The organism is Vibrio profundum (assembly GCF_050337555.1).
GTDB classification, from domain to species: Bacteria; Pseudomonadota; Gammaproteobacteria; order Enterobacterales; family Vibrionaceae; genus Vibrio; species Vibrio profundum.
Map to the genome: position 1 here is coordinate 249,009 of NZ_JAKJTA010000005.1, position 23,186 is coordinate 272,194.

The 23,186-nt window shown below is 43.7% G+C and carries 21 protein-coding genes; 14 read left to right on the forward strand and 7 right to left on the reverse strand.

The window, feature by feature from the left end; genetic code table 11:
• The first annotated feature begins 259 nt into the window (after positions 1–259).
• The 6 genes from hppD (at position 260) to L4C34_RS05520 (ending at position 5,978) form a co-directional block, all read left to right on the forward strand.
• Positions 260–1,351, forward strand: a complete 1,092-nt coding sequence (gene hppD / locus L4C34_RS05495; protein WP_428788345.1) for a 4-hydroxyphenylpyruvate dioxygenase — start codon at positions 260–262, stop codon at positions 1,349–1,351.
• Positions 1,344–2,468: a homogentisate 1,2-dioxygenase gene (locus tag L4C34_RS05500; RefSeq protein WP_428788346.1), complete on the forward strand. Its 1,125-nt coding sequence runs from the start codon at positions 1,344–1,346 to the stop codon at positions 2,466–2,468. Before hppD ends, L4C34_RS05500 begins: the two co-directional genes overlap by 8 nt.
• Positions 2,469–2,538: 70 nt before the next feature.
• Positions 2,539–3,555, forward strand: coding sequence for a fumarylacetoacetate hydrolase family protein (locus L4C34_RS05505; protein ID WP_428788347.1), 1,017 nt, complete (start codon positions 2,539–2,541; stop codon positions 3,553–3,555).
• Between the two features lie 35 nt (positions 3,556–3,590).
• Complete coding sequence (maiA, locus tag L4C34_RS05510) at positions 3,591–4,241, forward strand: maleylacetoacetate isomerase (RefSeq protein WP_428788348.1); 651 nt, start codon at positions 3,591–3,593, stop codon at positions 4,239–4,241.
• A 157-nt stretch (positions 4,242–4,398) separates the two neighbouring features.
• On the forward strand, positions 4,399–5,142 hold the full coding sequence (locus L4C34_RS05515) for a substrate-binding periplasmic protein (RefSeq protein ID WP_428788349.1): 744 nt from the start codon (positions 4,399–4,401) through the stop codon (positions 5,140–5,142).
• Positions 5,143–5,255: 113 nt separating this feature from the next.
• Positions 5,256–5,978 (forward strand): substrate-binding periplasmic protein, encoded by a 723-nt coding sequence (locus L4C34_RS05520; RefSeq protein WP_428788350.1) that lies wholly within the window; start codon positions 5,256–5,258, stop codon positions 5,976–5,978.
• Between the two features lie 131 nt (positions 5,979–6,109).
• Here L4C34_RS05520 and L4C34_RS05525 read toward each other — a convergent pair whose 3' ends face one another.
• The 4 genes from L4C34_RS05525 to L4C34_RS05540 all read right to left on the reverse strand — a co-directional run bounded on the left by L4C34_RS05525 (position 6,110) and on the right by L4C34_RS05540 (position 9,230).
• The gene (locus L4C34_RS05525; protein ID WP_428788351.1) at positions 6,110–6,820 is read right to left on the reverse strand and encodes a substrate-binding periplasmic protein; all 711 of its coding nucleotides are present in this window, start codon (positions 6,818–6,820) and stop codon (positions 6,110–6,112) included.
• A gap of 203 nt (positions 6,821–7,023) precedes the next feature.
• Positions 7,024–7,164, reverse strand: coding sequence for a hypothetical protein (locus tag L4C34_RS05530; RefSeq protein ID WP_428788352.1), 141 nt, complete (start codon positions 7,162–7,164; stop codon positions 7,024–7,026).
• Positions 7,165–7,421: 257 nt separating this feature from the next.
• Positions 7,422–8,138, reverse strand: a complete 717-nt coding sequence (locus L4C34_RS05535) for a glycerophosphodiester phosphodiesterase family protein (protein ID WP_428788353.1) — start codon at positions 8,136–8,138, stop codon at positions 7,422–7,424.
• A gap of 207 nt (positions 8,139–8,345) precedes the next feature.
• Positions 8,346–9,230, reverse strand: coding sequence for a LysR substrate-binding domain-containing protein (locus L4C34_RS05540; protein WP_428788354.1), 885 nt, complete (start codon positions 9,228–9,230; stop codon positions 8,346–8,348).
• A gap of 106 nt (positions 9,231–9,336) precedes the next feature.
• On the opposite strand from L4C34_RS05540, the gene L4C34_RS05545 reads away from it, so the two are divergent.
• From L4C34_RS05545 to L4C34_RS05560, 4 genes are all read left to right on the forward strand, one after another.
• Complete coding sequence (locus tag L4C34_RS05545; protein WP_428788355.1) at positions 9,337–9,720, forward strand: tautomerase family protein; 384 nt, start codon at positions 9,337–9,339, stop codon at positions 9,718–9,720.
• A gap of 187 nt (positions 9,721–9,907) precedes the next feature.
• On the forward strand, positions 9,908–10,651 hold the full coding sequence (locus L4C34_RS05550) for a methyltransferase domain-containing protein (protein ID WP_428788356.1): 744 nt from the start codon (positions 9,908–9,910) through the stop codon (positions 10,649–10,651).
• Positions 10,652–10,838: 187 nt separating this feature from the next.
• Positions 10,839–11,561, forward strand: coding sequence for a substrate-binding periplasmic protein (locus tag L4C34_RS05555; protein WP_428788357.1), 723 nt, complete (start codon positions 10,839–10,841; stop codon positions 11,559–11,561).
• A 101-nt stretch (positions 11,562–11,662) separates the two neighbouring features.
• Positions 11,663–12,619 carry a Gfo/Idh/MocA family protein gene (locus L4C34_RS05560; RefSeq protein WP_428788358.1) on the forward strand — a complete coding sequence of 319 codons (957 nt, stop codon included), beginning with the start codon at positions 11,663–11,665 and terminating at the stop codon, positions 12,617–12,619.
• 93 nt (positions 12,620–12,712) lie between these two features.
• Here L4C34_RS05560 and L4C34_RS05565 read toward each other — a convergent pair whose 3' ends face one another.
• The 3 genes from L4C34_RS05565 to L4C34_RS05575 all read right to left on the reverse strand — a co-directional run bounded on the left by L4C34_RS05565 (position 12,713) and on the right by L4C34_RS05575 (position 17,876).
• A complete protein-coding gene (locus L4C34_RS05565) occupies positions 12,713–16,318 on the reverse strand; it encodes a response regulator (RefSeq protein WP_428788359.1) in 3,606 nt (1,201 codons plus the stop codon).
• Positions 16,319–16,334: 16 nt separating this feature from the next.
• A complete protein-coding gene (locus L4C34_RS05570; protein ID WP_428788360.1) occupies positions 16,335–17,372 on the reverse strand; it encodes an HD domain-containing phosphohydrolase in 1,038 nt (345 codons plus the stop codon).
• Positions 17,373–17,642: 270 nt separating this feature from the next.
• Entirely contained in the window at positions 17,643–17,876 is a 234-nt protein-coding gene (locus L4C34_RS05575) for a hypothetical protein (protein WP_428788361.1), read from the reverse strand.
• A 267-nt stretch (positions 17,877–18,143) separates the two neighbouring features.
• On the opposite strand from L4C34_RS05575, the gene L4C34_RS05580 reads away from it, so the two are divergent.
• The 4 genes from L4C34_RS05580 to L4C34_RS05595 all read left to right on the forward strand — a co-directional run bounded on the left by L4C34_RS05580 (position 18,144) and on the right by L4C34_RS05595 (position 23,075).
• Complete coding sequence (locus L4C34_RS05580; protein WP_428788362.1) at positions 18,144–18,920, forward strand: substrate-binding periplasmic protein; 777 nt, start codon at positions 18,144–18,146, stop codon at positions 18,918–18,920.
• A 15-nt stretch (positions 18,921–18,935) separates the two neighbouring features.
• Positions 18,936–19,919: a chemotaxis protein CheV gene (locus tag L4C34_RS05585; protein WP_428788363.1), complete on the forward strand. Its 984-nt coding sequence runs from the start codon at positions 18,936–18,938 to the stop codon at positions 19,917–19,919.
• A 234-nt stretch (positions 19,920–20,153) separates the two neighbouring features.
• Positions 20,154–20,825 (forward strand): DUF2726 domain-containing protein, encoded by a 672-nt coding sequence (locus L4C34_RS05590; RefSeq protein ID WP_428788364.1) that lies wholly within the window; start codon positions 20,154–20,156, stop codon positions 20,823–20,825.
• A gap of 285 nt (positions 20,826–21,110) precedes the next feature.
• Positions 21,111–23,075 carry a PAS domain-containing sensor histidine kinase gene (locus L4C34_RS05595; protein ID WP_428788365.1) on the forward strand — a complete coding sequence of 655 codons (1,965 nt, stop codon included), beginning with the start codon at positions 21,111–21,113 and terminating at the stop codon, positions 23,073–23,075.
• Positions 23,076–23,186 lie beyond the last annotated feature (111 nt).

A 23,186-nucleotide genomic window follows, 5' to 3' on the forward strand; every position in this document is an offset into this window, starting at 1 on the left:
AATACAATCACGTTTGGAGTTATGAAGGTCTTTCATCAGCCATTTTTAGACAAATAAACAACAAGTTAAGCTATTTATTAGTAAAACTGATGATAACCACAAAACTATAGGTTATTTATCTGTAACCAAATAGTTACAGATTTGTTGTTGTTGGTATTGATTCTCATTTTTTCTAACCACTGTAAATTCAAACACCTAAGTTCCATATTAAAAGGAGAATTAAAACAACAAACCCATAATGTGACAAAAGGAGTAGGGCATGACCAAGTTATCTCATTCACTCGATTCAGTGAATCCACTAGGGACAGATGGTTTTGAATTTGTTGAATATACCGCCGCAAATGAAGAAGGTATCCAAGAGCTGAAGAAGCTATTCGTATCGTTAGGTTTTGCGGAAATTGCGAAACATCGTTCTAAAGATGCATGGCTATATCGCCAAGGAGATATCAGCTTCATTGTGAATGCTCAGCCTCACAGTCAAGCGGAAGAGTTTGCCAAAGTTCATGGCCCATCGGTGTGTGGGATGGCATTTAGAGTACAAGACGCAGCCCACGCGTTAGATCATGCTCTGGCTAACGGTAGTCAACAGTATGTGACTGAAATTGGTCCGATGGAGTTAAGCATTCCCGCTATTTACGGTATTGGTGGGAGCCTACTGTATTTTGTCGATCGTTATGGTAGCCAGAACATCTATGATGTTGACTTCGATTTTTATTCTGATGCTGATCAAAGGCTACGTGATATGGCGGTTGGCTTATACGAAATTGATCACTTGACCCACAATGTTTCACGCGGCCACATGGACAAGTGGTCAGGATTCTATGAGCGTATTGGTAACTTCAGGGAAATCCGCTACTTCGATATTGAAGGCAAGCTAACGGGCCTAGTAAGCCGAGCGATGACAGCGCCGTGCGGAAAAATTCGTATTCCAATCAACGAATCTTCAGATGAAAAATCACAGATTGAAGAATTCATCCGTGAATACAATGGTGAAGGTATTCAGCACATTGCTTTAGCCACAGATGACATTTATACCACGGTGAAAACGTTGCGTGAACGCGGTATGGACTTTATGCCAACACCGGATACCTACTATGAAAAAGTAAATACTCGTGTCGAAGGTCACAACGAAAGCCTATCAGATCTGCGTGATTTACGTATTTTGATTGACGGTGCGCCGGAAAAAGATGGCATTTTGCTTCAGATCTTCACTCAAACGGTGATTGGCCCTGTCTTTTTTGAAATTATTCAGCGTAAAGGCAATGAAGGCTTCGGTGAAGGAAACTTCAAAGCTTTGTTTGAATCTATCGAGGAAGATCAAATTCGACGCGGAGTGCTCGACGATGCATAAAAACCTGTCCTTTCCGCACCGAGAGGGGGTTTGTTCGAAGCAAGCTCACGCGGATTTCCCTGAAGGTGCGATTTATGAACGTGAAGCGGGACGTTCAGGCTTTTTCGGGCCTGCAGCGCATTTTCATCATCAGCACGCACCCACAGGGTGGAGTGAGTGGGAAGGTGAATTGAGACCGCGCGCATTTAACTTCAATTTAGTGGAAACTGCGGCGCAATTGTCGCCTTGGACTGTACCGCATTTACTGCACAATGCAGACTGCAAAATCCGCATTTGGAAACTTGACCAAAGTATGGATTTTTTGGTGCGCAATGCAGATGGCGATGAGTTGCTCTTTATTCACCAAGGTTCGGCAGACATTTATTGCGACTATGGCCAATTGGCGGTAAGCGAAGGGGATTATGTGTTGATTCCCCGATCGACTAATTGGCGAGTAGAGTGCCATGAACCTCTTTTCGTGTTGATGATTGAAAATACTAACGCTAGTTACTCGCTACCAGAAAAAGGGATAGTGGGCAATCACGCGATTTTTGATCCAGCCGTTCTAGAGGTGCCGTCGATTAACGATAAGTTTCAAGCTCAGTATTCAGAGAATCCGACTCAAGTGCACATGAAACGCGGTGATCAGATCAATGTACTGACTTATCCGTATAACCCGTTGGATGCGATTGGTTGGCATGGTGATTTATCTGTCGTGAAGCTTAATTGGCGAGATATACGCCCGTTGATGTCGCATCGTTATCATTTACCTCCGTCCGCACACACCACATTTGTCGGAGATGGCTTTGTGGTATGTACTTTTGTTCCTCGGCCAATCGAAAGCGATCCCGGTGCACTAAAAGTGCCTTTTTATCACAACAACGACGATTACGACGAAGTGTTGTTTTATCATGCGGGCGACTTTTTTAGTCGTGACAATATTGAAGCTGGGATGGTGACTTTCCACCCCGCTGGTTTCACTCATGGGCCACATCCTAAAGCGTTTCAAGCTGGGCGTGAACACAAGAAAAAGTTCACCGATGAAGTGGCGGTGATGATCGATACTCGTAACGCTTTATCGTTTTCAGATGAAGCGAAACAAGTCGAAAACCCGCAATACGTATATAGCTGGAAGTGATTTTACACAGCAATAAGTGACAATGTCACTTATTGCTGGTTGCGAAAAAACATGGTAAGAGGAATAGGTAATGAAGTTAGCCACGTTAAAAAACAATCGACGTGATGGCCAGTTGGTCGTAGTAAGCAAAGATTTGCGCCGCTGTGTCGCCGTACCAGAGATCGCCGCGACCTTGCAAAGTGTATTAGACGACTGGGCACAGTTTGAGCCTCGCCTACATGAAGTTTATATCGCATTAAATTCAGGCACTTTAGTTGATGAAATACCATTTGATACCAATAACTGTGAGTCTCCGTTGCCACGTGCGTATCAATGGGCTGACGGTTCAGCGTATGTCAACCATGTGGAGTTAGTACGCAAAGCGCGCGGAGCTGAAGTGCCTGCCAGTTTCTGGACAGATCCACTCATGTATCAAGGTGGCTCAGATGCATTTCTTGGGCCGCGCGATGAAATCCCAATGGCGAGCACTGAGTGGGGAATAGATTTTGAAGGTGAAGTCGCGGTGGTGACCGGTGATGTCGCTATGGGCGCTTCCCTTAAAGAAGCAGAAAAATCAGTGCGCTTGTTGATGCTGGTGAATGACGTTTCACTTCGAGGTTTGATTCCTGGTGAGCTAGGTAAAGGTTTTGGTTTTTTCCAGTCTAAACCTTCCTCTGTATTTTCCCCTGTCGCAGTCACGCCGGATGAGCTTGGCGATGCTTGGCAAGATAGTAAAGTCCACTTGCCACTACTCTCTACTTATAATAACGAGCAGTTTGGTTGCCCAAACGCGGGTGTGGATATGACGTTTGATTTTTCCGAGCTGATTGTTCATGCTGCCAAAACTCGGCCATTATCATCAGGAGCGATTATTGGCTCTGGTACCGTATCGAATAAGCAGGGTACCCAGTATGGCACTGCCATTTCAGAAGGTGGCGTCGGTTATTCTTGTATTGCAGAAGTAAGAATGATTGAGACGATACGTGATGGTAAGCCGAGTACCCGTTTTATGCAGTTCGGCGACCGAATCAAAATTGAGATGTGTGATCAAAATGGGCAATCTATCTTCGGTGCGATTGATCAAAAAATTGTTCAGTATATTCAGTGATCACGAGTGGCGTGAATGCCTAAGCAGGGAATATCATGACAAAGGTTAAACTGTATGAATATTGGCGCTCTTCCGCTGCGTATCGAGTGAGAATCGCGTTAAATTTGAAAGGGATCGACTATCAGTCGATCCCAATTCACTTGGTAAAAAATGGTGGTGAGCAGCACAGTGTTGAATTCGCTGAGCTGAATTCAAGCGAGTTAGTCCCCGTATTCGATGATGGTAAGATTCAATTAAACCAATCGTTATCCATCATCGATTATTTGGATGAGAACTACACAGGCGATCCATTAACGCCTCGCTCGGGTTCAGATCGTTATTTGGTTAAGTCGTTAGCCCAAGATATCGCTGTCGATATTCATCCACTTAATAACCTAAGAGTGTTGCAGTATCTCTCTAACCAGATTCAAGTCAGCGACGAGGAAAAAGCCACTTGGTATCGTCATTGGGTTGAAAAGGGCTTTTGCGCGTTAGAGAAAAAGCTGGTCGCCTCATCGGGTATTTATTGTGTTGGCGACAGTCTCTCCTTGGTGGACGTGTGTTTGATTCCACAGGTCTACAATGCGCTACGATTCAATATAGATATGACACCTTTCCCGACAGTTTCCTGCATATCGGAAACATTGCAGCAGCATCCTGCATTTGTACAAGCAGAGCCTGCAAATCAAACAGACGCTGAGCTGTAAGTCAACGATTGACCCCCTCTGTCTTTTCTCTGATTTTTTGGCGATAAGGACAAGGGTTTTTTTTTCTGAAAAATTAAAGCCCTTGTTCCCAAACATTTTAGATTCACCATGCATTGTCTACGCTATACATAGTGTCACCTGTTTATAAGGACAATTCATGATGCGAGCGTTCTGGTGGGCGGTCAGTGTCACCGTCGTCATCTTTAGCTTACCTTTCTCCGTGATAGCCGATTCAGAAGAGAAACCGCTGCGCATTGCAACAGTGGCGCTGGTACCTGTTGGTTATAAAGAAAATGGTATCTCCAAGGGGCTTTTTTATGACATCGCTAACCGAATTGCTCAGCGAGCTGGTTTTTCCTATGTGAATACGATAAAGCCCTATGGGCGAGTGGTTAACGATCTAAAAAACGGCAAATCCGACGCATCTATTTTTGGCTATAACCCTAACTTGGAAGGCAAAGCGAAGACGATTGCTCCGATTGTAAGCCTCAAAATAGTGTTGATAGCGAATCGCGGAAGCTCAATCATTGAAGCGAGAGATCTGCTAGGGAAATCAGTAGGTTTTATTCGTGGCTCCAGATTTATGGCACAACAGATACTTGATGATGCGAAGGAGCTCATTCCTATCACCGATTTTAAACAGGGCTTAAAGATGCTAAAGGCTAACAGGTTTGATGTTTTGGTTGGCAGTGATTTGGGCTTGTATTCGAGTATGAAACTATTAGGGATGAAGCGAAGTGAATTTAGCCAGCCTTATATAGTCTCATCCTCCCAAACTTATCTATATCTGTCGAACCATTTTGCTGATAAGAAACAAATTAAACGTCTTGTCACTGCTGCACATGAGCTGAAATCAACTGGAGAAATAGACGAAATTTTAGAAAAGTATTTAGGCAATTGACGATAGGAGCATGATCTAATGGTGTCTTCGTTATGGTAAATCAACGCGATTATTGCTGAACATAGGCGGGTTGCCTAAGCTTGAGGTGCGTATATTAGTAAACGAGGCAAACGATGCGTTACTTTGTCACGCTGATTACAGCGATATGTATAGTTGGTTTTTCCCCTGTAACAATAGGGGAGACGCTACGAATCGTGACGATGGCTTTGGCTCCAGCAGGCTATAAAGAAAATGGAAAGGCGAAAGGTGTCGCGTATGAAATCGCCAATGAAATCGCCAAGAGAGCGAATATGCCTTATATCAATACACTTAAGCCCTATGGGCGAGCAGTGCATGAATTGAAAAGTGGCAAAGCGGATCTTTCTATAATGCTCTATAACACCAGTTTAGACGGAAAAGCGATACCTTTGATACCTGTGTTTTTGATGAGTACGATAGCGATCGGTAAGAAAGGCATAAACGTGAAAGGCTTGACCGAACTGTCGGGGAAAAAAGTCGGTGTGATCCGAAGTTCGAACTTCCTTGACTCAGATTTGGTTAAGGATATGAGTTTGGTTTCAATTAAAGATTATAAACAAGCAGTAAGAATGCTCAATGCGGGAAGGATTCATGCGTTTATCGGTGTGGATCTTGGGGTGTATTTTCATATCAAAAACCTTGGACTAGAACGAAAGGATTTTGGCCAGCCTTATGTGGTGAACTCGCAAAAAAATTTGTTGTATATCTCAGCTAAATTTACCGATCAAAAAGCGATCAATAACCTGAAGAAGGCTACTGAGAAAATGACAACTGACGGCACAATCGGTAGCATCGTGGAGAAATATCTAGGAAAATAAGAACTAGTGTTATCGAGTGCGAAAGCACGTTTGATTTCATATAGATATGAAGGTAGCCGATCGATGGCGTTGTGTCCGTCTTAATGCACTTAATCTAGAGTTGTGTGAGGGCTAGCGTTACTTTACCACCGCTATTTCTTCGACTGATATTTTTCCATGATCTTCTTTTGAGTCCCATCCGCAATTAGTTGGTCTAACTGGAATTGAAGTTTTACTATGGTTTCATCCTTTACCGATTTATTGCACGCCAATCCCATTTTAATTGCAAAGATATCTATAGCTTTTTCCACGGGCTGACCGTCATTTACCATGGCAATGAGTCTAGATTCTGCCATAGCGACCATGTCAACACGATTGGCTTTGAGTTTTTTGATAGATTTATCTGCATCATTCGCCGAATCCAACTGAGTGAAACCATGATCTTTTAAATACACGCCCGCTACGTCTTGGTTTTGGATACCTATCTTGTATTTTTTTGCTTCGTCCAGTGACGAGAGCGTAATGTTACTACTTTTTAGTTTGACCAACACAGAAGTGTTGAGGGATAGGGGCTCGACCCACTTGAAGAGGTTGGCTCTTTCAGGGGTATTGGATGTAGTGAATACGCATGTGTTCTTATTGGTTTCTGTTGTTTTGTACGCTCTAGCCCAAGGGTACACTTTCATCACATAATCGATGTTAGCTTTGCTCATTATAAGCACGACTTGCTCTGTTGCAATGCCTTTGATTTGGCCATTTTCGGTAAAGCTCAATGGCGAGTATTCTTCGGTATGAATGATTAACTGCTCAGCTGATGAAGCTGAAGAAAACAAAAGCAGTATGGTGGAAAGTAACAGTCTCATGGCAGATTTCCTTTCGGCTATACATAACGTGTGGATTAATCGTTATGTATAGCCGAGGGTCGGCAATGTTTCAATTAGTCATTGCATACTGAGGTGCGTCCATATATTTCCTAAATAACTGAACTTTCCCGTTCCTAGCGATCAGATCTCTCGTAGGTCAGGGCTTTGTTGCACTACTCAATGGCCTCGGTCTTTTGACGTCATTAAGTTACTCGGTAGTTATCGGGCATCCCAAGGTGAGTAAATCGATTTAATATCGATGCGCCTAGCATCATTATCTGCTGTTGATTGCCAAAACCAGTGCGGTTTAAGTTGGGCCCAATAATTGCCTTGTAACGTTGCATCGCGTTTTCCGATATATTCCTTTTTGCCACCATCAAAGGATTGAAGTGACGCGGATGTTTCGCAAAGGCCAGTTCAAATTTTGGGTGTATAGTCGAGCATTTAGGGGAGGTGCGCCTAATCGAAAGTCAATTTAGCTTCTAGCCTACAAACTACCCGAAAAATCAGACTCCCGATAAACTTTGCAACGGAGCCCTTTCAGTGGGTGCAAACGGCCGTTGATATTATTATGTATTATATGATCCGATGAGTATGACGGTCAGATAAATCGCTGTGGAAAATCGCTAAATATCGCGTCCACTTTTTGCCAGTGCTTGAAATGCTTTGGGCTATTGACGGTGTAGCACCATACTTGATAGCCTGCTTGATGTAATTTGTCGATATGCTGAGTACTGGTCCAGCGATAGTAGAGGTGACAACTAAACGCTGAAATTTCTTCAAGTAATTGCCAGTGCTTAGCTGATAAGCGTTTACTAATTACACCCAATTTGTACCCTTTGTTATGCTGGTGAAGGGAGCGCATTACTTGATGACTGAAGCTAGACAAGACGATTTGTTGCTTATCGATTGATGTGCCTGCCAACTTGCTGAGCACAGTGCTCACCAATAGTTCGATGTATTCCATTTTTTGGTTATCGGTTTTAATTTCTAAGTTGATCCCAAGGTTTTGCTGCTCTGCTAATATGAGCAGATCTTCAAAGCTTAATATAGGCTCTCCTTGAAAATCAGGGCCAAACCAGGCACCAAAGTCTAACTTTGAGAGCTCTTCAAAGGTATGATCGTCGACACGCCCATTGCCATTGCTGCATCGCTCAACGGTGAAATCGTGCGTAATCACCAGTTGCCCATCTTTTGTCATTTGGACATCAACTTCCACCCAGTGAATCTTTGAGTTTACTGCGGCTAAGATACTTGCTTTGGTGTTTTCTGGGTGAGTGCCAGAAGAACCACGGTGGCCGACGATCAATGGAGACATGACTAATCCTTAAATTCTTATTTTTTATGGCCTCATAATTAGCCCACTATTATGTAGGGAGCGTTTAGGCAACATGAGGCGATGTTATGGGTGCAACATGTCAATTTAATGACGAAGTTTTGGATACATAAAATAAGCGTAGGAAGATAGCAAAGTAATAGTCTCAGGAATGTAACCTAGCTTGCATTTTTGTCGTTGCAGAGTGCGCTAACGCACTATAACTAAATCTCTTGTCTGCTTTTGCAAAATACTAGATAAGCATGAAAGCATTTCTGAGCTTCGAATTTGTGATTCTAATAATGTGACACTGAGAGCAGGTAAGCTGGGAAATGCTGGTGATTCGATTGTTGCAAGTGAATGCGGTACTGAAAAACTGGCTCGTGCAGTAATACCAAGTCCAGCGTTGACGGCTGCCCAAATACCTGCAAGGTCGCGACTCGTCACGGTTAGTGTCCATGAAATTCCGGCTTTATCGAGGGCTGCAAGCATCATTTTCCGTACGTAGCAGGGGGTTTCCATCGCGACTATCGGCAGTGCGCGCCCTGATTTTAAATATTTGTCCACATTAAATTCGGAATGACCAATCCACTCAAGTGCTTGGTTTGCGAAAGGGTGTTGATTCGGCATGTTGTCTGAGTCATACCAACACAGAGCCAAATCTAATTGATCATCCGAAATCGCATCAGTTAGCTCTTTGTTTCGCCCTGTTTGAGTACAAATCTGCGTCTCGGGGTAGTGACTAGAAAAGTGTCTCAGTGTTTTTGGCAGCAAGTATTCGCTGAAATCTTCTTGCACACCTAATCGAATGGAGTGGCATTGTGTGGGGTTGAGCGTTTGAAATGCTTCGTCATTTAATGTTAGTAAACGCCTAGCGTAACTGAGTAATACCTCTCCATCTTGGGTGAGTTGCAAACCTCGTCCACTTTTGCTTAAAAGCTGAGTGTTACATTGCTGTTCAAGTTTTTTTAATTGGGCGCTAACTGCGGAAGTCGAGCGGCTTAATGTCTCGGCGGCAAGGGCAAAGCTGCCAAGTTCATGACCGATGATGAAGCTACGCAGTGCCTCTAAGTCTAATGTTGGAGGCCGTTTCATAAATTGTCCTGTTTTAATGGATGGTATGATCAAAAGCTTTTGATTTTATAAATATTCACTTTCTCCCACAATCACTTATTCAATTAATTCACGTTTAAGAGGAAGTATGCCTTTATCACGAATTGTAATTAACCAAGGCCGTTCAGCAGACGAGATTAAGACGATCGCAGATACACTGCATCAAGTGATGGTCGATGAGTTTGATGTTCCAGTTGATGATAGGTTTCAGATTATCGAACAGTGTCCCATAGGACATTTGATATACGATGGCCATTATCAAACAGGCACTAGAACTCATGATTATGTCTTGATCAATATTGTGGCGGGAAAACCAAGAAGCCAGCAACAAAAGCGCCGATTCTACCGTGTTTTATCTGAATGCTTGGCAGTAACTGCGGATATTGCGCCTGACGATGTCATGGTGGTGATTGAGTTCAATTCGGCCGAAAACTGGAGCTTTGGAAGGGGGGAAATGCTCATTCTTCCTTAGTTTACTGATGTTTTTGTCATGAAGTTCTACATGGATCACAAATACTTATTCACTATATTTATAAATGTTTTACACCTAGATAACATCTTCCGCGTCGATTGCTCGGGATTGTATAAATAACAGTACCTAATTTTATTGAAGGTGAAGGCATTGGTGCGATTTAATATATCTATAGGGAATAAAACATATGTACGGTGAGTTTGGATTGGAAGCGACACATAATAAATTTGGCTTTATGCATCCATTAACGCCTTTTGGCGAGCAGTTCGTTGATTTTTCGTCTCAAAATCAGGATGCGCCTTTACTGGATATTGGCTGCGCGTTTGGTGTGACAACTCTGCCGTGTTTATTGCAGGGGGCACAGGTTATTGCCGCTGATATTGAGCAATCTCACTTAGATGAACTGTATACACGTACTCCTGAGGAGTGTCGTAAGCAGCTGACTTTGCAACAAGGACGCTTTCCTGAGGAGCTAGACTTCGAGCCTAATAGCCTGTCTGGCGTGATGATCTCTCATGTGTTGTCATTCTTAAGTGAACATCAATTAGTCGAAGGCTTCCAAAAACTGGCTCGTTGGATCAAACCCGGTGGGAAAGTTTTTATTGTTAACTATACGCCATATCACAAGCCGATCACTGGCTTCATTCCAGACTATCAGCAAGCGCTCGCTCAGAAGAAAGTGTTTGCTGGCTACGTAGCGGACAAGGCGCAATATTGTGATAGTACAGTAATCAGAAAGGGCGTGCCAAATGAGGTGATGTTGATGGATTTGGAAACAGTGGAATGGCTGTTGGATCAAGCAGGGTTTGCGACTGAGTCTTGCCAATTCGTGGGTGGCGAGGAAGCTGGAGTTCCAGAGCCATTTCGTTTTGACGGCCGCGAGTGGATCAACGCGATTGGTGTGAAGCCGAATGGAGTGACGTCGATTTAGTCGGCCCTAGTGTCATCGATTCCAAATATTGGCGAGAGCAAGGCACTGTAACGGTGCCTATACTAAAATCATCATCAATTTATGAGCATTAATTGGCATGACGTCAACAAAGTACCTCTGGTTAAGTTTCTTTTGCTTAGTTCTCAACTCTTTTGCTTCCCATGCATCCGTCATTAAAATAGTCTGCGTGGATAAAACAAAACCGTTCTGCTATCAAGAGCATGGGGTGGGGAAAGGAATGCTGGTCGATGTTTCTGAAGTGTTGAGCGATCGATTAGGCCGTCCTATTGAAATCCATATATTACCGATTAAGCATGCGTTACAAAAATTGAAATCCGGCGTATATGATATGGTGATGCCACTTACTTATACTAAGCCGAGCGTTTCTACCAAGCCGAGCATTTCTACTAACCAGATCGATGAATCTTTTCATTTCCTTTCTGCACCTTTGTTCTCGTTTCGCAATATTATTTACGGAAAACAAGATCGTTTTTTCAATTACACGCAAGTCAGCGACCTATTTGGCAAAACGCTTGGCATGCGTCGCGACTTCGATTTGAGCGTTGAACTCTCACAAGCTATTTCAGACGGAGAAGTCGAGACGTCTCTTGTCAACACAGATCGGCAGCTAGTCGAGATGTTGGTTACAGGGCGAGTGGATATTATTGCCACGCACAATTACGTTATCCCACAGAACCAAGACGTACTATCTGATCGATTCGTTTTCTACGGATATCTAGACAATCTTAAATCCTTACGGGCAGCGATATCGCGAAAAAGTGATCTTAATCAGAGTTTTGATAAAGTGGACAAGGTGCTGAGCGAAATGAGCCGTGATGGAACGCTAGCTGAAATTGCCAAGCGGCATAAAGCGTTCAATGTAGCCTGTAAGCAAGGAGTAACCTGTTAAAGCGTTTGATGTCACATTTATTGGCGCGACTTGTTATTCCCTCAATAGCTTTTCCCGTATCGTAACGCCCCATTAAATATCCTGAAAGGTGAACGAAGAAAATGTTGAGATGGGGTATCGCAGGGCTGGGCAACATTGCTCATAGAGTCGCTGCAGATTTTCGTTATGTGGAAAACGGTGTGCTTACGTGTGTGGCTTCTCGCTCCGCTGACAAAGCAAAAAAATTCGCACAACAATATGGTGCCGACCGCGTTTACTCCGATTATGAACAGATGGCGAAAAGCGACGCTATTGATGCTGTTTATATTGCAACCATTCATCCCACGCATTATCAGATAGCCAAGCTGTTTTTATCCTATGGCAAGCATGTCATGGTTGAGAAGCCGGCGGTTATATCCGTTCAGCAGTGGCAAGACTTGGTGGAGGTCGCACATCAAAACCAATGTTTTCTTATGGAAGCGATGAAGTTTCCTCTATTTCCGGCTTACCGCCAGCTTAAACAGCATCTCAATCAAAACTCTGAGAGTATTACTAACATCAACGCGTGTTTTGGCAATTATCATCCCTTTGACGACCAATGGCATTTGTTTGATAAAACCTTATATGGTGGGGCGAAATATGATGTTGGCTGTTATTTGCTTTGGCTGTACGTCGATCTGCTGGAGATCAAGAACTACGATGAGCTCGAACTTCACAGGTTCGAGTCAACGGTGAATCAAGCGTCTTTGGTGGATGAGAGAACCGATTTTGTGTTGAGTAAGCCAGTTGCTGGTGTGTTACGTAGCTCCATCGTCGATGATTACCAGCGGTCGGCTTCCATTACATCAACGGATTCTAGGATTAAGATCCATGGAAAATGGTGGAACCCCAAGTATATCGAGATCGAAAATTCTCAAGGGAAAGTAACTCTAGATAATCGCAGTGATGTCGGAGGTGGCTTTCAATATGAATTTACCCATTTTGCTGATTGCGTTGCCAATGGTCTAACGCAATCGCCGATTAATAGCCATGCCAAAACAATGGTTGTGTTGTCTGCTTTAGAAGCGAATGGTAAGTAAGGTAACGCTTAAGCTTTAAGCTACCTGTTCTCGTATCCCCTTCCTACAACGGTGCAGCGGCGTTGATCTTGTTTTGGATTCTAGGAGCCCGCGTTAAGGCTGTTTCCCTTTGGCGATGAGGCTTAGAGCTAAATCAAAGTCGAACTCTTCCAATGCACTGCTGAGCTGGGTGAACTCAGATTTGGTCAAGCCAATAATTTCTGGTGCCGCGACGTTTTCTAACATAGCTAGTGCATGGGTGTCACTTTGGCGGATCAGGCTTTCTAGCGATTGGTATACATTGTCATCATAAAGAGCACTTTTTAACTCAGTAGGAAGCTCTTGGTGGGTTTCCAAAGGCTGCTTGAGGTGTTGGTGGATGTCCGATGTAATATGAGCCAGCTGATCGAGCAGGCTATGTTGAAGGTCAGCCTTGTCTGGAGATAACTCATGATCGATACAAGAATTATGTAACTCTACCGCACCTATGTTACCCGATACGCCTTTTAAGGTATGAACCCAGCGTTTACTCTCATCCATATTGGTGTTGGTAAGCTCAGCTTCATTTTTTGCTTTGTTTTTGTAATTCAGTGCAAATCGACGTAAAAGTTTTAAATACAACTCGGTATTGCCGCTCGAACGAGTAAGGCCAGCTTCGAGGTCAAGGCCGTAAATATCGGGCAGAGCACCGTGTTTAGCTTTTGTGTAAGTCATAGGTGCTTGTGGGTTTTTGGGTTGAATCCATTTGGCCAGTGTGGTGAACATACTTCCGACATCAATTGGCTTAGCAATGATGTCGTTCATTCCTGACTGTTTCGCTTTTTCTTTGTCTCTCTCCATCACATTCGCCGTCATAGCGATGATGGGAATATTTTGATCGTCGAGCTCAGTACGAATGAACTGAGTGGCTTCATAGCCATCCATGATAGGCATTTGGCAATCCATCAATATTCCGTCGAAATCATGATGCTTATACAGGTCGAGGGCAACATGGCCGTTCTCAGCGATCGTCACATGTATTTGTTGCCCTTCAAGTAATTCAGTCGCCAGTTCCTGGTTAATTTCATTATCTTCGACCAATAAAATCTGAGCCCCAGCGAGTCGCTGCACGTTAGCGAGTTGATGCTGCTGTTCAATGTCACTACGGCTGACATGTGGAGGTTTGAGGCCATATAAACCGATAATGGCGTCAAATAATTGCGATGCGCTGACCGGTTTATCCAGTATAGGTGGGACTGGAAGGGCTCTCTGTGATACCGCCTCAATCAACTCTTCACGAGCGTAAGCGGTGAGCATGATAACTTTCGGTGGCTCAACGATATTCGGCATCCGACTAATGGCTTCAACTAAGTCAATGCCATCGCTTTTCGGCATTTGCCAATCGGTGATGATCAGATCGTAAGGAGCGCCGAGGTTCATTGCGCGCTGCATTTCCAACAATGCATCATCAACACTCGGTACTGAGGTTACGGTAAACGTGAGTGATTCAAGAATATCGGTCACAATTTCACGGGCACTGGCGTTATCGTCGACCACTAAAATATTAAGCTGAGCCAGTTCAGAGGGAGTGACATATCGGTCTTCTGCTAAAGTTTGGCTAATTTTCAGCTGTGCTGTGAAGGAGAAGGTAGACCCATCGTTTAGGGTGCTTTCTACCTGAATGTCGCCGCCCATCAAATGACATAACTCTTTACTGATTGATAGGCCGAGGCCAGTGCCGCCATATTTTCGAGTGGTAGAAGAATCCGCTTGCGTAAACTTATGGAAGAGTTTGCTTTTTTGTTCCGGTGACATACCAATACCGCTATCAGAGACCGCGAATTTAAGCGTTACGTGTTCACCCGAGCGACGTTCAACGGAGATGCGTATTTTGACTTCACCTTTCTCAGTGAATTTTACTGCGTTATTGGCAAGGTTTATCAGAATTTGCCCGAGCCTTAATGGATCGCCTATTAAGGCCGTTGGCACATTTCTCTCGACATGAATGAGCAGCTCTAACCCTCGCTCCGATGCGCGCAAACCCACGAGGTTGGAAATGTTATCTAACACGTTAGCCAGTTGAAAATCGACTTTTTCAATATCGAGTTTACCGGCCTCTATTTTAGAAAAATCGAGAATATCGTTAATAAGACCGAGCAAGCTGTCGGCCGACAGCTTAACCTTCTGAATGTAGTTACGTTGTGACTTGGTAAGTTCGGTCTTTAACGCCAAATAACTCATGCCGATAATCGCGTTCATCGGCGTTCGGATCTCGTGACTCATGTTGGCCAAAAAATCTGATTTCGCTTGGTTTGCGTTGTGCGCTTCATCTTTAGCGACCGCTAATTTGGTGGTGAACCTTTCTAGTGCTGCATAAGATTTATGCGCGAGTAGCCCAAGCAGAAGTAGAGTAAGGACAAAGATACACCCTCCGATGGCTAAGTAGCTGACGATATTGCCGGAGTTCTCCACCATGTTAAGCTGTTTGATGAACACTGGGCGGATTATCGCGTCTATGCCGTTGTAAGTGGCGTTTAATTGTATCAACTGGGAGCTTGCTAAGGTGCGCTGATGTACTAGAGTGCCAAACAAGCTCAAGTACTGCTGCGTCTTGTCGGCAATAATGTCTAAGTTGGATGAGCTGTGGGTGGCAGAAAAACGCTTTTCAAGGTCTTTTAATACACTCAGTGCATTAAGTAGATGCAGCTCCACGGATTGAGCCAGTTGCTGTTGCTGCTCCCCCGAAAGAGCCATTGAATAGTCTCTGTCTAGTTGCTGTGCGGAGCTTACCGAAGAATGCAACGATAAAAGTCTGGTACCGACCGCTAACCGCTGACCAATCGTTGCCTGTGTATTGGATAGCTCTCTTTGATAGCCACTCATTTGTGCCTGAAATGCGTTTTTTAAAGAATTGGCGGCACGTGAAAGCTCCGCCGCGGCACTGTCTGCGTTTTTTATTACCGTTTTTTTCAGTGCTGGCGATAAGTTGGATAGGTTTCTGAGCTGTGCAACGGATGTGAGATAACGATTGAAAGCATTGTGTACGATTTGCAGTTTATCTTGGTTATCTTTTTCTCTTAATGAGGGCTTTAAGGTTGAGATTAAGCTATTGATATTGGCAAGTTCAAACTGTAATCGAGTAAAGGCTTGCTTGTTATTTTTTTTAGTTAAAGCGTGGGCATCATTCTGTGCACTTGAAACATGTTCGATAATTCGATGACTATCGATAGTCTGATCTGTGATGTTGTCGAGCCGCTGTCTAAGTAAGTCGATTCTTTGCAGGTTTTGTTCGATATGTTGCTCATGCTCAAACTGTATAGACTCGATAACTTTGGACAGTAGATCAGCAGCTTGAGACATGGAAAGCCGAGTGGTGTTGACTTGCTGATTAAGGAAAGCGTATGTCTCAAATTGACGTTTATATTCTTGGATAAATGGATTCAATTGGGGGAGGTGCTGGACGTGCACGCCAGAAGTAAGGATCTGTGCTTGTCGCAGTTGATGGGCTAATTGGCGAGCAACTTGTCTGTTCGGTAGCCTTAAGTATTTTTGTTCCAGTTGTTTTATTTGGTCTAACGTTGAGAGGATTTGTGCATGGTGGGCATAATCTTCGATGGCATCGAAACGTTTGTTCAGGCTATACCAACCAATACCGCCCGCGAGCACTAATAGCATGGCGGCGATAACGAAGCCTATCAGTATTCTTTTCGAGTCTAGCGCATAGTTCTTAACTTGCCCCATACCTGCTCCATGACCATTAGGTTATATCTTTAAAAGACTCTTTGACGTCGACAATGTCATTGAGTTTGCTTACAAAAATTGGCACTAAATTTGGGTCGAAATGGCTACCAGCATCTTGTTCCAGTTGAGCAATGGCTTTTTCTATCGGCCAAGCCTCTTTATACGGACGAGTGCTGGTTAGCGCGTCGAAAACATCGGCGATCGCGACAATTCTTGCACTTAAGGGGATTTCTTCCCCGGCACATCCCTGTGGGTAGCCGCTGCCATCCCATTTTTCATGATGATATAACGCGATTTCCCGAGCCATTTGCAGGAGTAATGAATCGCTCTCACCGATGATCTCACCACCAATCTGTACATGTTTCTGCATGACGTCCCATTCTTCGTCGTCGAGTTTACCGGGTTTACCTAATATCCTGTCTGGGATACCTATCTTGCCGACGTCGTGCATGGGAGAGGCGTGAAACAGTAAGTCGACCCAACGTTTACTCACATTGAGTTGCTCTGCCAAAATACGAGAATAATGACTCATTCGGATAACGTGCATGCCAGTTTCATTATCTTTAAACTCGGCGGCTCGCCCTAGGCGCTGGATAATTTGTAGTCGGCTGCTTTCCAGTTGTTCCGTGCGTTGTTTTACCTTCACAGCTAACGTGAGGTTTTGATCATAAAGGGAGATATGAGTTTGCACTCTCGCTTTAACGATAGGTGGGCTGACGGGTTTGGTGATGTAGTCGACTGCGCCAAGTTCAAACCCTTTCTGTTCGTCTACGGTTTCGGCTTTAGCGGTGACGAAGATAATCGGGATATCAGAGGTGAGAGGGTTTGTTTTTAGAACGTTGCAGACTTCGTAACCATCCATGCCTGGCATCATGATATCGAGCAAAATAATATGGGGTTTGGGCTTGGAACACGCGATTTGGATGGCTTTGGCACCATTGGTAGCGGCTTTGATTTGAAACTCACCCGAGAGGATACCTGATAATGTGTGAATATTATCCGGTATATCATCGACAACAAGAACCACTGGCTTTTGTTCATGGATGGTTTGCATTATTACGCCGCCTACTATGTTTTGTTTGTCTTATCTTATTGTTTCGTATATAGGATTGTTAGGTACATACGATTGTTTTGTGCATATTGTTTTAGGCTATTGCGTTTAATTTAGTTAAGGTACTCAATCTAAAATAAAACGACTGTAAAAAGGATAGTGTTATCTGGGCTATATTCCAGAGTTAAACGCAAAAAAGAGCACCATACTTTGGCACTCTTCTTTCTATAGCGGTCTGTTATTCGTAAGCTCGGCCGTTAATGTAGACGCGCTCTAGCTTTTCCGTGACGGGCAATAGTGCTCCGCACGCCAATGCAGAGCTTTCTCACGCGCTCCACTCATTGTTGTCATCAACTCTTTTCCCGACATTTGAGGGTAGGCGTTCACGACTTTAAGCTCTTGGTTGACATCATGCTTTCGGTAGACCCTAACGTGGGTAAAGGTCGTAGCAAGGTGTTCCGAGAGTACTGTTTGTGACAAACATATACCAAATACATCGCGTTTCATTGTGGGCCTCCGTATCACTTGATGTTTTTTACTCAGCCATAGTGCACCCTAATATTGCGTTATTTTGGTGCAAATTAACCTAAAACTTGTGTGATCAATCTCTTACCATTGACAGTCTGTATTTTTAGAACTTTTGATATTGGCGAAATAGGTAGGAAAGTAGACGCACGAAAGCTAGACGAGTTTTTGTTCACCATCTACATTATTAGTGATGTTTTTATCAATATTCTTTGTTGATACTTTTTATCGATACGAATGGAGTGAAGCATGTTTAGGTGGTGGCAAGTTTTAACGGGGTGCGTGTTAGCGATGTTTTCGTGCAGCGTACTTTCAGCTCGATCTCCTTCTTTGAGCTCATTAAATTTTCTGACAGAAGACTACCCACCTTATAATTATCGTGAAGGGAGCAAGCTCACCGGGATTGCCGTTGACCTTTTACTCCGCGCGTCTCAAGTGGCAGGCGAGCCTATCAAGGAGTCCAGTGTGCTGGTGCTGCCTTGGTCGAATGCTTACCGTTCCGCATTGGTGCAAGATGGTACCGTGGTTTTTTCTACCACTCGCACGCCTTCTCGAGAGCATTTATTTCATTGGGTTGGGCCGATTAGCAGCACAAAAATTGTTGTACTAGCATCGAAAAGCAATCGAATAGACATTCATCGGCCAGAAGATTTTTCACGATATCGTATCGGGGTGATACAAGATGACGTGGGTCATCAATTGATGATGGAGCTCGGCGTGTCACCCAGTAAACTTCATCCACACGATGACGCGCAGTTTTTGGCGAGGCAATTAAAGACAGGAAGAATCGATCTCTGGGCTTATGAAGAAAACGTTGCGCGCTGGTGGTTAGACAAATCTGGCTATAATACTTCAGACTTTGAGGCTCTCTACATACTCCAACAGGGAGAACTGTACTACGCTTTTAATAAAAATGTAGATATTACCTTGGTCCACAAGTTACAACGCGCGATTGATAAGCTGAAAAGCGACCCAAGCCGCCAGGGCATAACCGAGTACCAAGCGATCCTCAACAAGTATCGGTAACAAGACGAACAGAATATGAATACAACAAGTAACGCTATATTGACGGAAAGTGGTACAAATGAGCTAGAAATCATAGAGTTTCATTTAAACAAACTACTTCCAGATGGGACGGTTAAACATTGTTACTATGGTATCAATGTGGCCAAAGTGCGCGAAGTGATTCAAGTGCCTGAGACAACAGACTATCCCAACGCTCAGCCGCATATGGTCGGGGTCTTTTCCTCTCGAGATATTCTTACTCCGCTTGTTGACCTTGCCGGATGGTTAGGTGTGCCTACGTCGCAAGAGATTGACAAGAAATTTGTGATAGTGACGGACTTTAACAAGATGACCAACGGTTTCTTGATAGACAGCATCAGCCGTATCCACCGGATTTCTTGGAAAGATGTGGAGTCACCGAGCCAATTTTTGGAAGCGGGTGAGCAAGACTGTGTGGTTGCGGTGGTACGTAAAGGCGAAAATTTAATAATGATTCTGGACTTCGAGAAAATCATAGCTGATATCAACCCAGAATTGAGCATGGGTAAATACGATATTTCTGTAGACAGAACCGTCGATCTCGACCAAAAAATGGTGGAAAAACGCAATGGTAAAACGGTGATGGTCGTGGATGATTCCGCCTTTATCCGGGCTATGATCCAAGAAACCCTATCGTCGGCAGGTTACAATATTTTGTCGTGTAAAGATGGTGGGGAAGCGCACGAGAAATTGATGGAAATCCAAAAAATGTCTAAGGAAGAAAAGGCAGAAGTGAGTGACATGGTTAATGCGGTGGTCACCGATGTAGAGATGCCAAGAATGGATGGTATGCACTTAATTAAGCGTCTACGTGAGAGTGATTCGTACAAAGAAATTCCCATTGTTATGTTTTCTTCATTGATGAGCGACGATAATCGCGCTAAAGCCCTAGCGGTAGGCGCCACGGATACCATTACGAAACCAGAAATCGGTAAAATCGTCAAAATGATGGACAAATTTATCTTTCCCGACGGGAAATAAAGTAGCCTTGTATTGATGATTGATGATTGATGATTGATGATTGATGATTGATTAGCGACTGCCTAGTTTCGCACCCAAACCTCTCCCCCTATACCAGTATTACCTTGGTACTCGTTCTAGATCTGCATAGTGGTAGATCCCCGTTGCAGCCTCCTGTACATTGTGATGCATCTATTCGCCCTTTGGGTATAATTATTAAATAGTTAGAGAACATCTCAAATGTTAGGCAGGTAAATGGAAAACATTATCATCATCTTTGTTCTACTCGTCTGTTTTTTTATCTTTGTACAGAAGAAGGTAAACAACCGCGAAGACCTACAAGATAGTCAATACAAAAAGAAGGGCCCGTTGCTGAATTTAAAAGAAGGCGCATTTTACAATGCCTTAAAAACAGCAGTCGGGGAGCATGGAGTCGTGATGGCCAAAGTGAGCATGGCGACGGTCATCACGCCACAAGCAAAAGATAAAAAACAATGGTTTGTTGCCAACAACCGAATATCCAAAAGCTATTTTGATTACGTGGTGTGCGATCCAAGAAGCTTGGAAGCGAAAGTGGTTATCGAGTTGGACAACGGATTAGAACTCAACAAAGGTAAGGTCGATCGTGAGAAATTACTGATTCATGTATGCAAATCTGCCAATATTCCTCTCATCGGCGCGTCTATTAAACACAGCTATCAGGTTAGTAAGCTAAGGCGGTTACTGGCAGCTCACCTAGATCTTATAGAGCAAGATGGAGATGTTCGTTTCTGCAAAAAATGTGGGAGCCCTATGGTGGTAAAACTGGCCACAGTGGGAGAACACAAAGGACGACGTTTCTTTACGTGCAGCAGGCAGCCGCAATGTACCTATACAGAGAACTACAATGTTGTCTACGATGTCGATGAAGGAGATCTCACCGAGTAGCTCAATGGCGCATAATGACCCTGTAAATAATGCGTTGTTGCTAACGGGTCGCATTTGTTTGTGCGCCCGTTATTAACTTCGATATCCTTCCTCTTTAAACCGCTCTAACCTTCCATCCGCTTAAACCACTTAAGTCGCTGGTTTCATATCATTTCCCATTTATCTATAACTCAATTTGGTGTTTTTTTGACTGCGAGCCATACTATCTAACAGCATCTATTTTATTGATGTTGCTATCATCATTCGAACGTATAGTTTAGAAAGTCGCCCTAGGATGGTTTTTTAATGCCAGGATTTGTGGGAAAAGCCCGTAAAGTATTCAATAAGAATAGCCTTTCTAACAGGCTGCTTTTTTATATTCTTATGTGCAGTACGGTTCTCGCGCTCATTATCACTGTAGTCCAGTTAGTTTGGGACTATCGCCACGATGTGAAACAAATAGAAAACAACATAGATCAAATAGAAGTCAGTTTTTTGCAGCCAATAGCGGCTAGCTATTGGAGCCTTGATGAGGAGCAGATCCGAGTTCAGGTCGACGGTATTATGAACTTCCCAAACATGCAATACGTGATGGTGGCGGAAGGCGGAGAAAATAGTGACGCTCCCTTGATTGAAAGAGGGCAATTTCGGAAAAAATTTGACCTCAGTCGTCAGTTCGATTTGATTTTTGAAGGGGAAGTGGTCGGAAGCTTGTTTGTCGCGGCTTCGTTGTCGGAAGTGTACGACAGGCTGATCAAGAAATCTGCCGTATTGCTAGTTAGCCAAATGGTTAAAACTTTTATCGTCTCTGTGTGTATATTGTGGATCATTTATATGATTCTTATCCGACATCTTCACCATATGGCTGCCTATACGCTAGGCCTTCAACTCGACGGGCAAGGTCAGCCCTTAAAGCTAAAAGATCGTCACAAAACCCGCGTTAACCCAGATGAGCTCGACACGTTAACTGACACCATCAATCAGATGCGAGAAAAAATCGTCGATGAGCTGGAAGGACGACGGCAAATTAACCTACAGCTCATGCAAGAAAAAGAGTTTTCCGAAACTGTGATTGAATCATCAAGCACGGTTATTTGCTGTATGGATGAAGCACTTAACATAGGCTCAGTAAACAAAGCAGGCGAACAACTTACCGGAGAGTCTCGTGACCAAATACTAGGAGAAAGTTGGCTTTACTTATTCGCGAAGCAAGAAGAAGCTCAGCCATTAAAAGAGAGGATAGTCGGCTCTGAGGGCTTACATGAATGTGAAATTGCCATGGAAACATCCGCCGACGAACACAGTATAGTTATCTGGAGCTTTGTTCCTTTTTATCAAGATGATACGTTACAGCAGTACATTGCCTTTGGTTACGATGTAACGCCTCTCAAACGGGTGCAACTTGAGCTGAATTCATTAAATAATGATCTTGAGGCGAAAGTTTCGAAACGAACAGAGAGCCTGAAAGAGAGTAATCAAAAGTTAGAGCTCGCGTTTGACCGACTGAAGAAAACCCAAGGGGTGTTGGTGGAATCTGAGAAAATGGCCAGTTTAGGGGGATTAGTTGCGGGTATTGCTCATGAAATCAATACTCCTTTAGGGATCAGTTTGACGGCAGCCTCCTTCCTCACCGATCAAACCAAAGATTTCTCGCGACGTTTTGAAAAAGAAGATCTCACAATGAACGATTTGCAAGAATTTACCGACGGTCTAGGCGAGTCAACATCACTACTAATCAACAGTTTAACTAGGGCTTCCAATTTAGTTCGCAGCTTTAAACAAGTGGCTGTCGATCAGTCAAGTGAAGCTTGTTATCAATTCAATGTTCTTGAAAACTTAGAGCAAGTGCTAACGTCACTCAATCATAAAATGAAAAAAGTCAGTTGTGAAGTGGACGTGGAGTGTGATGGGGAGTTAACCATGACCAGTTATCCAGGCAGCTTTGCTCAGATATATTCCAACCTCATTATTAATTCTTTGATTCACGGTTTCGACAACTGGGAGGGAGTCCCAAGAATTCGCATCTCAGTTGAACTCAAGGGCAGCCAGCTTTGTATTGACTATCAAGATTATGGGAAGGGGATCAGCGATGAGATGGCTGAAAAAATCTTTGACCCATTTGTAACGACTAAGCGAGGTTCTGGCGGGAGTGGCCTTGGGACGCATGTTATTTATAACTTGGTAGTACAGCTATTAAAAGGCTCGATTCGCTGTGACAACAAAGTGGATCAAGGGGTCAGGTTTTTGATCACGATCCCTTACAAAAGCTAGATGAGCATTGGGGTTAAGTATAATAAAAATGGGAACAAATTTGGTAAATTGGAGACCTAATACCATACTTTGTAAGTGGAAAATGCGGAGGGTAACCTTAGGTGAAAATGT

What these genes read in the sequence shown, in the direction of transcription:
- hppD (WP_428788345.1), top strand. Translation starts at nt 260, where the DNA reads ATGACCAAGTTATCTCATTCACTCGATTCAGTGAATCCACTAGGGACA.
- L4C34_RS05500 (WP_428788346.1), top strand. Translation starts at nt 1,344, where the DNA reads ATGCATAAAAACCTGTCCTTTCCGCACCGAGAGGGGGTTTGTTCGAAG.
- L4C34_RS05505 (WP_428788347.1), top strand. Translation starts at nt 2,539, where the DNA reads ATGAAGTTAGCCACGTTAAAAAACAATCGACGTGATGGCCAGTTGGTC.
- maiA (WP_428788348.1), top strand. Translation starts at nt 3,591, where the DNA reads ATGACAAAGGTTAAACTGTATGAATATTGGCGCTCTTCCGCTGCGTAT.
- L4C34_RS05515 (WP_428788349.1), top strand. Translation starts at nt 4,399, where the DNA reads ATGATGCGAGCGTTCTGGTGGGCGGTCAGTGTCACCGTCGTCATCTTT.
- L4C34_RS05520 (WP_428788350.1), top strand. Translation starts at nt 5,256, where the DNA reads ATGCGTTACTTTGTCACGCTGATTACAGCGATATGTATAGTTGGTTTT.
- L4C34_RS05525 (WP_428788351.1), bottom strand. Translation starts at nt 6,820, where the DNA reads ATGAGACTGTTACTTTCCACCATACTGCTTTTGTTTTCTTCAGCTTCA.
- L4C34_RS05530 (WP_428788352.1), bottom strand. Translation starts at nt 7,164, where the DNA reads ATGCAACGTTACAAGGCAATTATTGGGCCCAACTTAAACCGCACTGGT.
- L4C34_RS05535 (WP_428788353.1), bottom strand. Translation starts at nt 8,138, where the DNA reads ATGTCTCCATTGATCGTCGGCCACCGTGGTTCTTCTGGCACTCACCCA.
- L4C34_RS05540 (WP_428788354.1), bottom strand. Translation starts at nt 9,230, where the DNA reads ATGAAACGGCCTCCAACATTAGACTTAGAGGCACTGCGTAGCTTCATC.
- L4C34_RS05545 (WP_428788355.1), top strand. Translation starts at nt 9,337, where the DNA reads ATGCCTTTATCACGAATTGTAATTAACCAAGGCCGTTCAGCAGACGAG.
- L4C34_RS05550 (WP_428788356.1), top strand. Translation starts at nt 9,908, where the DNA reads ATGTACGGTGAGTTTGGATTGGAAGCGACACATAATAAATTTGGCTTT.
- L4C34_RS05560 (WP_428788358.1), top strand. Translation starts at nt 11,663, where the DNA reads ATGTTGAGATGGGGTATCGCAGGGCTGGGCAACATTGCTCATAGAGTC.
- L4C34_RS05565 (WP_428788359.1), bottom strand. Translation starts at nt 16,318, where the DNA reads ATGGGGCAAGTTAAGAACTATGCGCTAGACTCGAAAAGAATACTGATA.
- L4C34_RS05570 (WP_428788360.1), bottom strand. Translation starts at nt 17,372, where the DNA reads ATGCAAACCATCCATGAACAAAAGCCAGTGGTTCTTGTTGTCGATGAT.
- L4C34_RS05575 (WP_428788361.1), bottom strand. Translation starts at nt 17,876, where the DNA reads ATGAAACGCGATGTATTTGGTATATGTTTGTCACAAACAGTACTCTCG.
- L4C34_RS05580 (WP_428788362.1), top strand. Translation starts at nt 18,144, where the DNA reads ATGTTTAGGTGGTGGCAAGTTTTAACGGGGTGCGTGTTAGCGATGTTT.
- L4C34_RS05585 (WP_428788363.1), top strand. Translation starts at nt 18,936, where the DNA reads ATGAATACAACAAGTAACGCTATATTGACGGAAAGTGGTACAAATGAG.
- L4C34_RS05590 (WP_428788364.1), top strand. Translation starts at nt 20,154, where the DNA reads ATGGAAAACATTATCATCATCTTTGTTCTACTCGTCTGTTTTTTTATC.
- L4C34_RS05595 (WP_428788365.1), top strand. Translation starts at nt 21,111, where the DNA reads ATGCCAGGATTTGTGGGAAAAGCCCGTAAAGTATTCAATAAGAATAGC.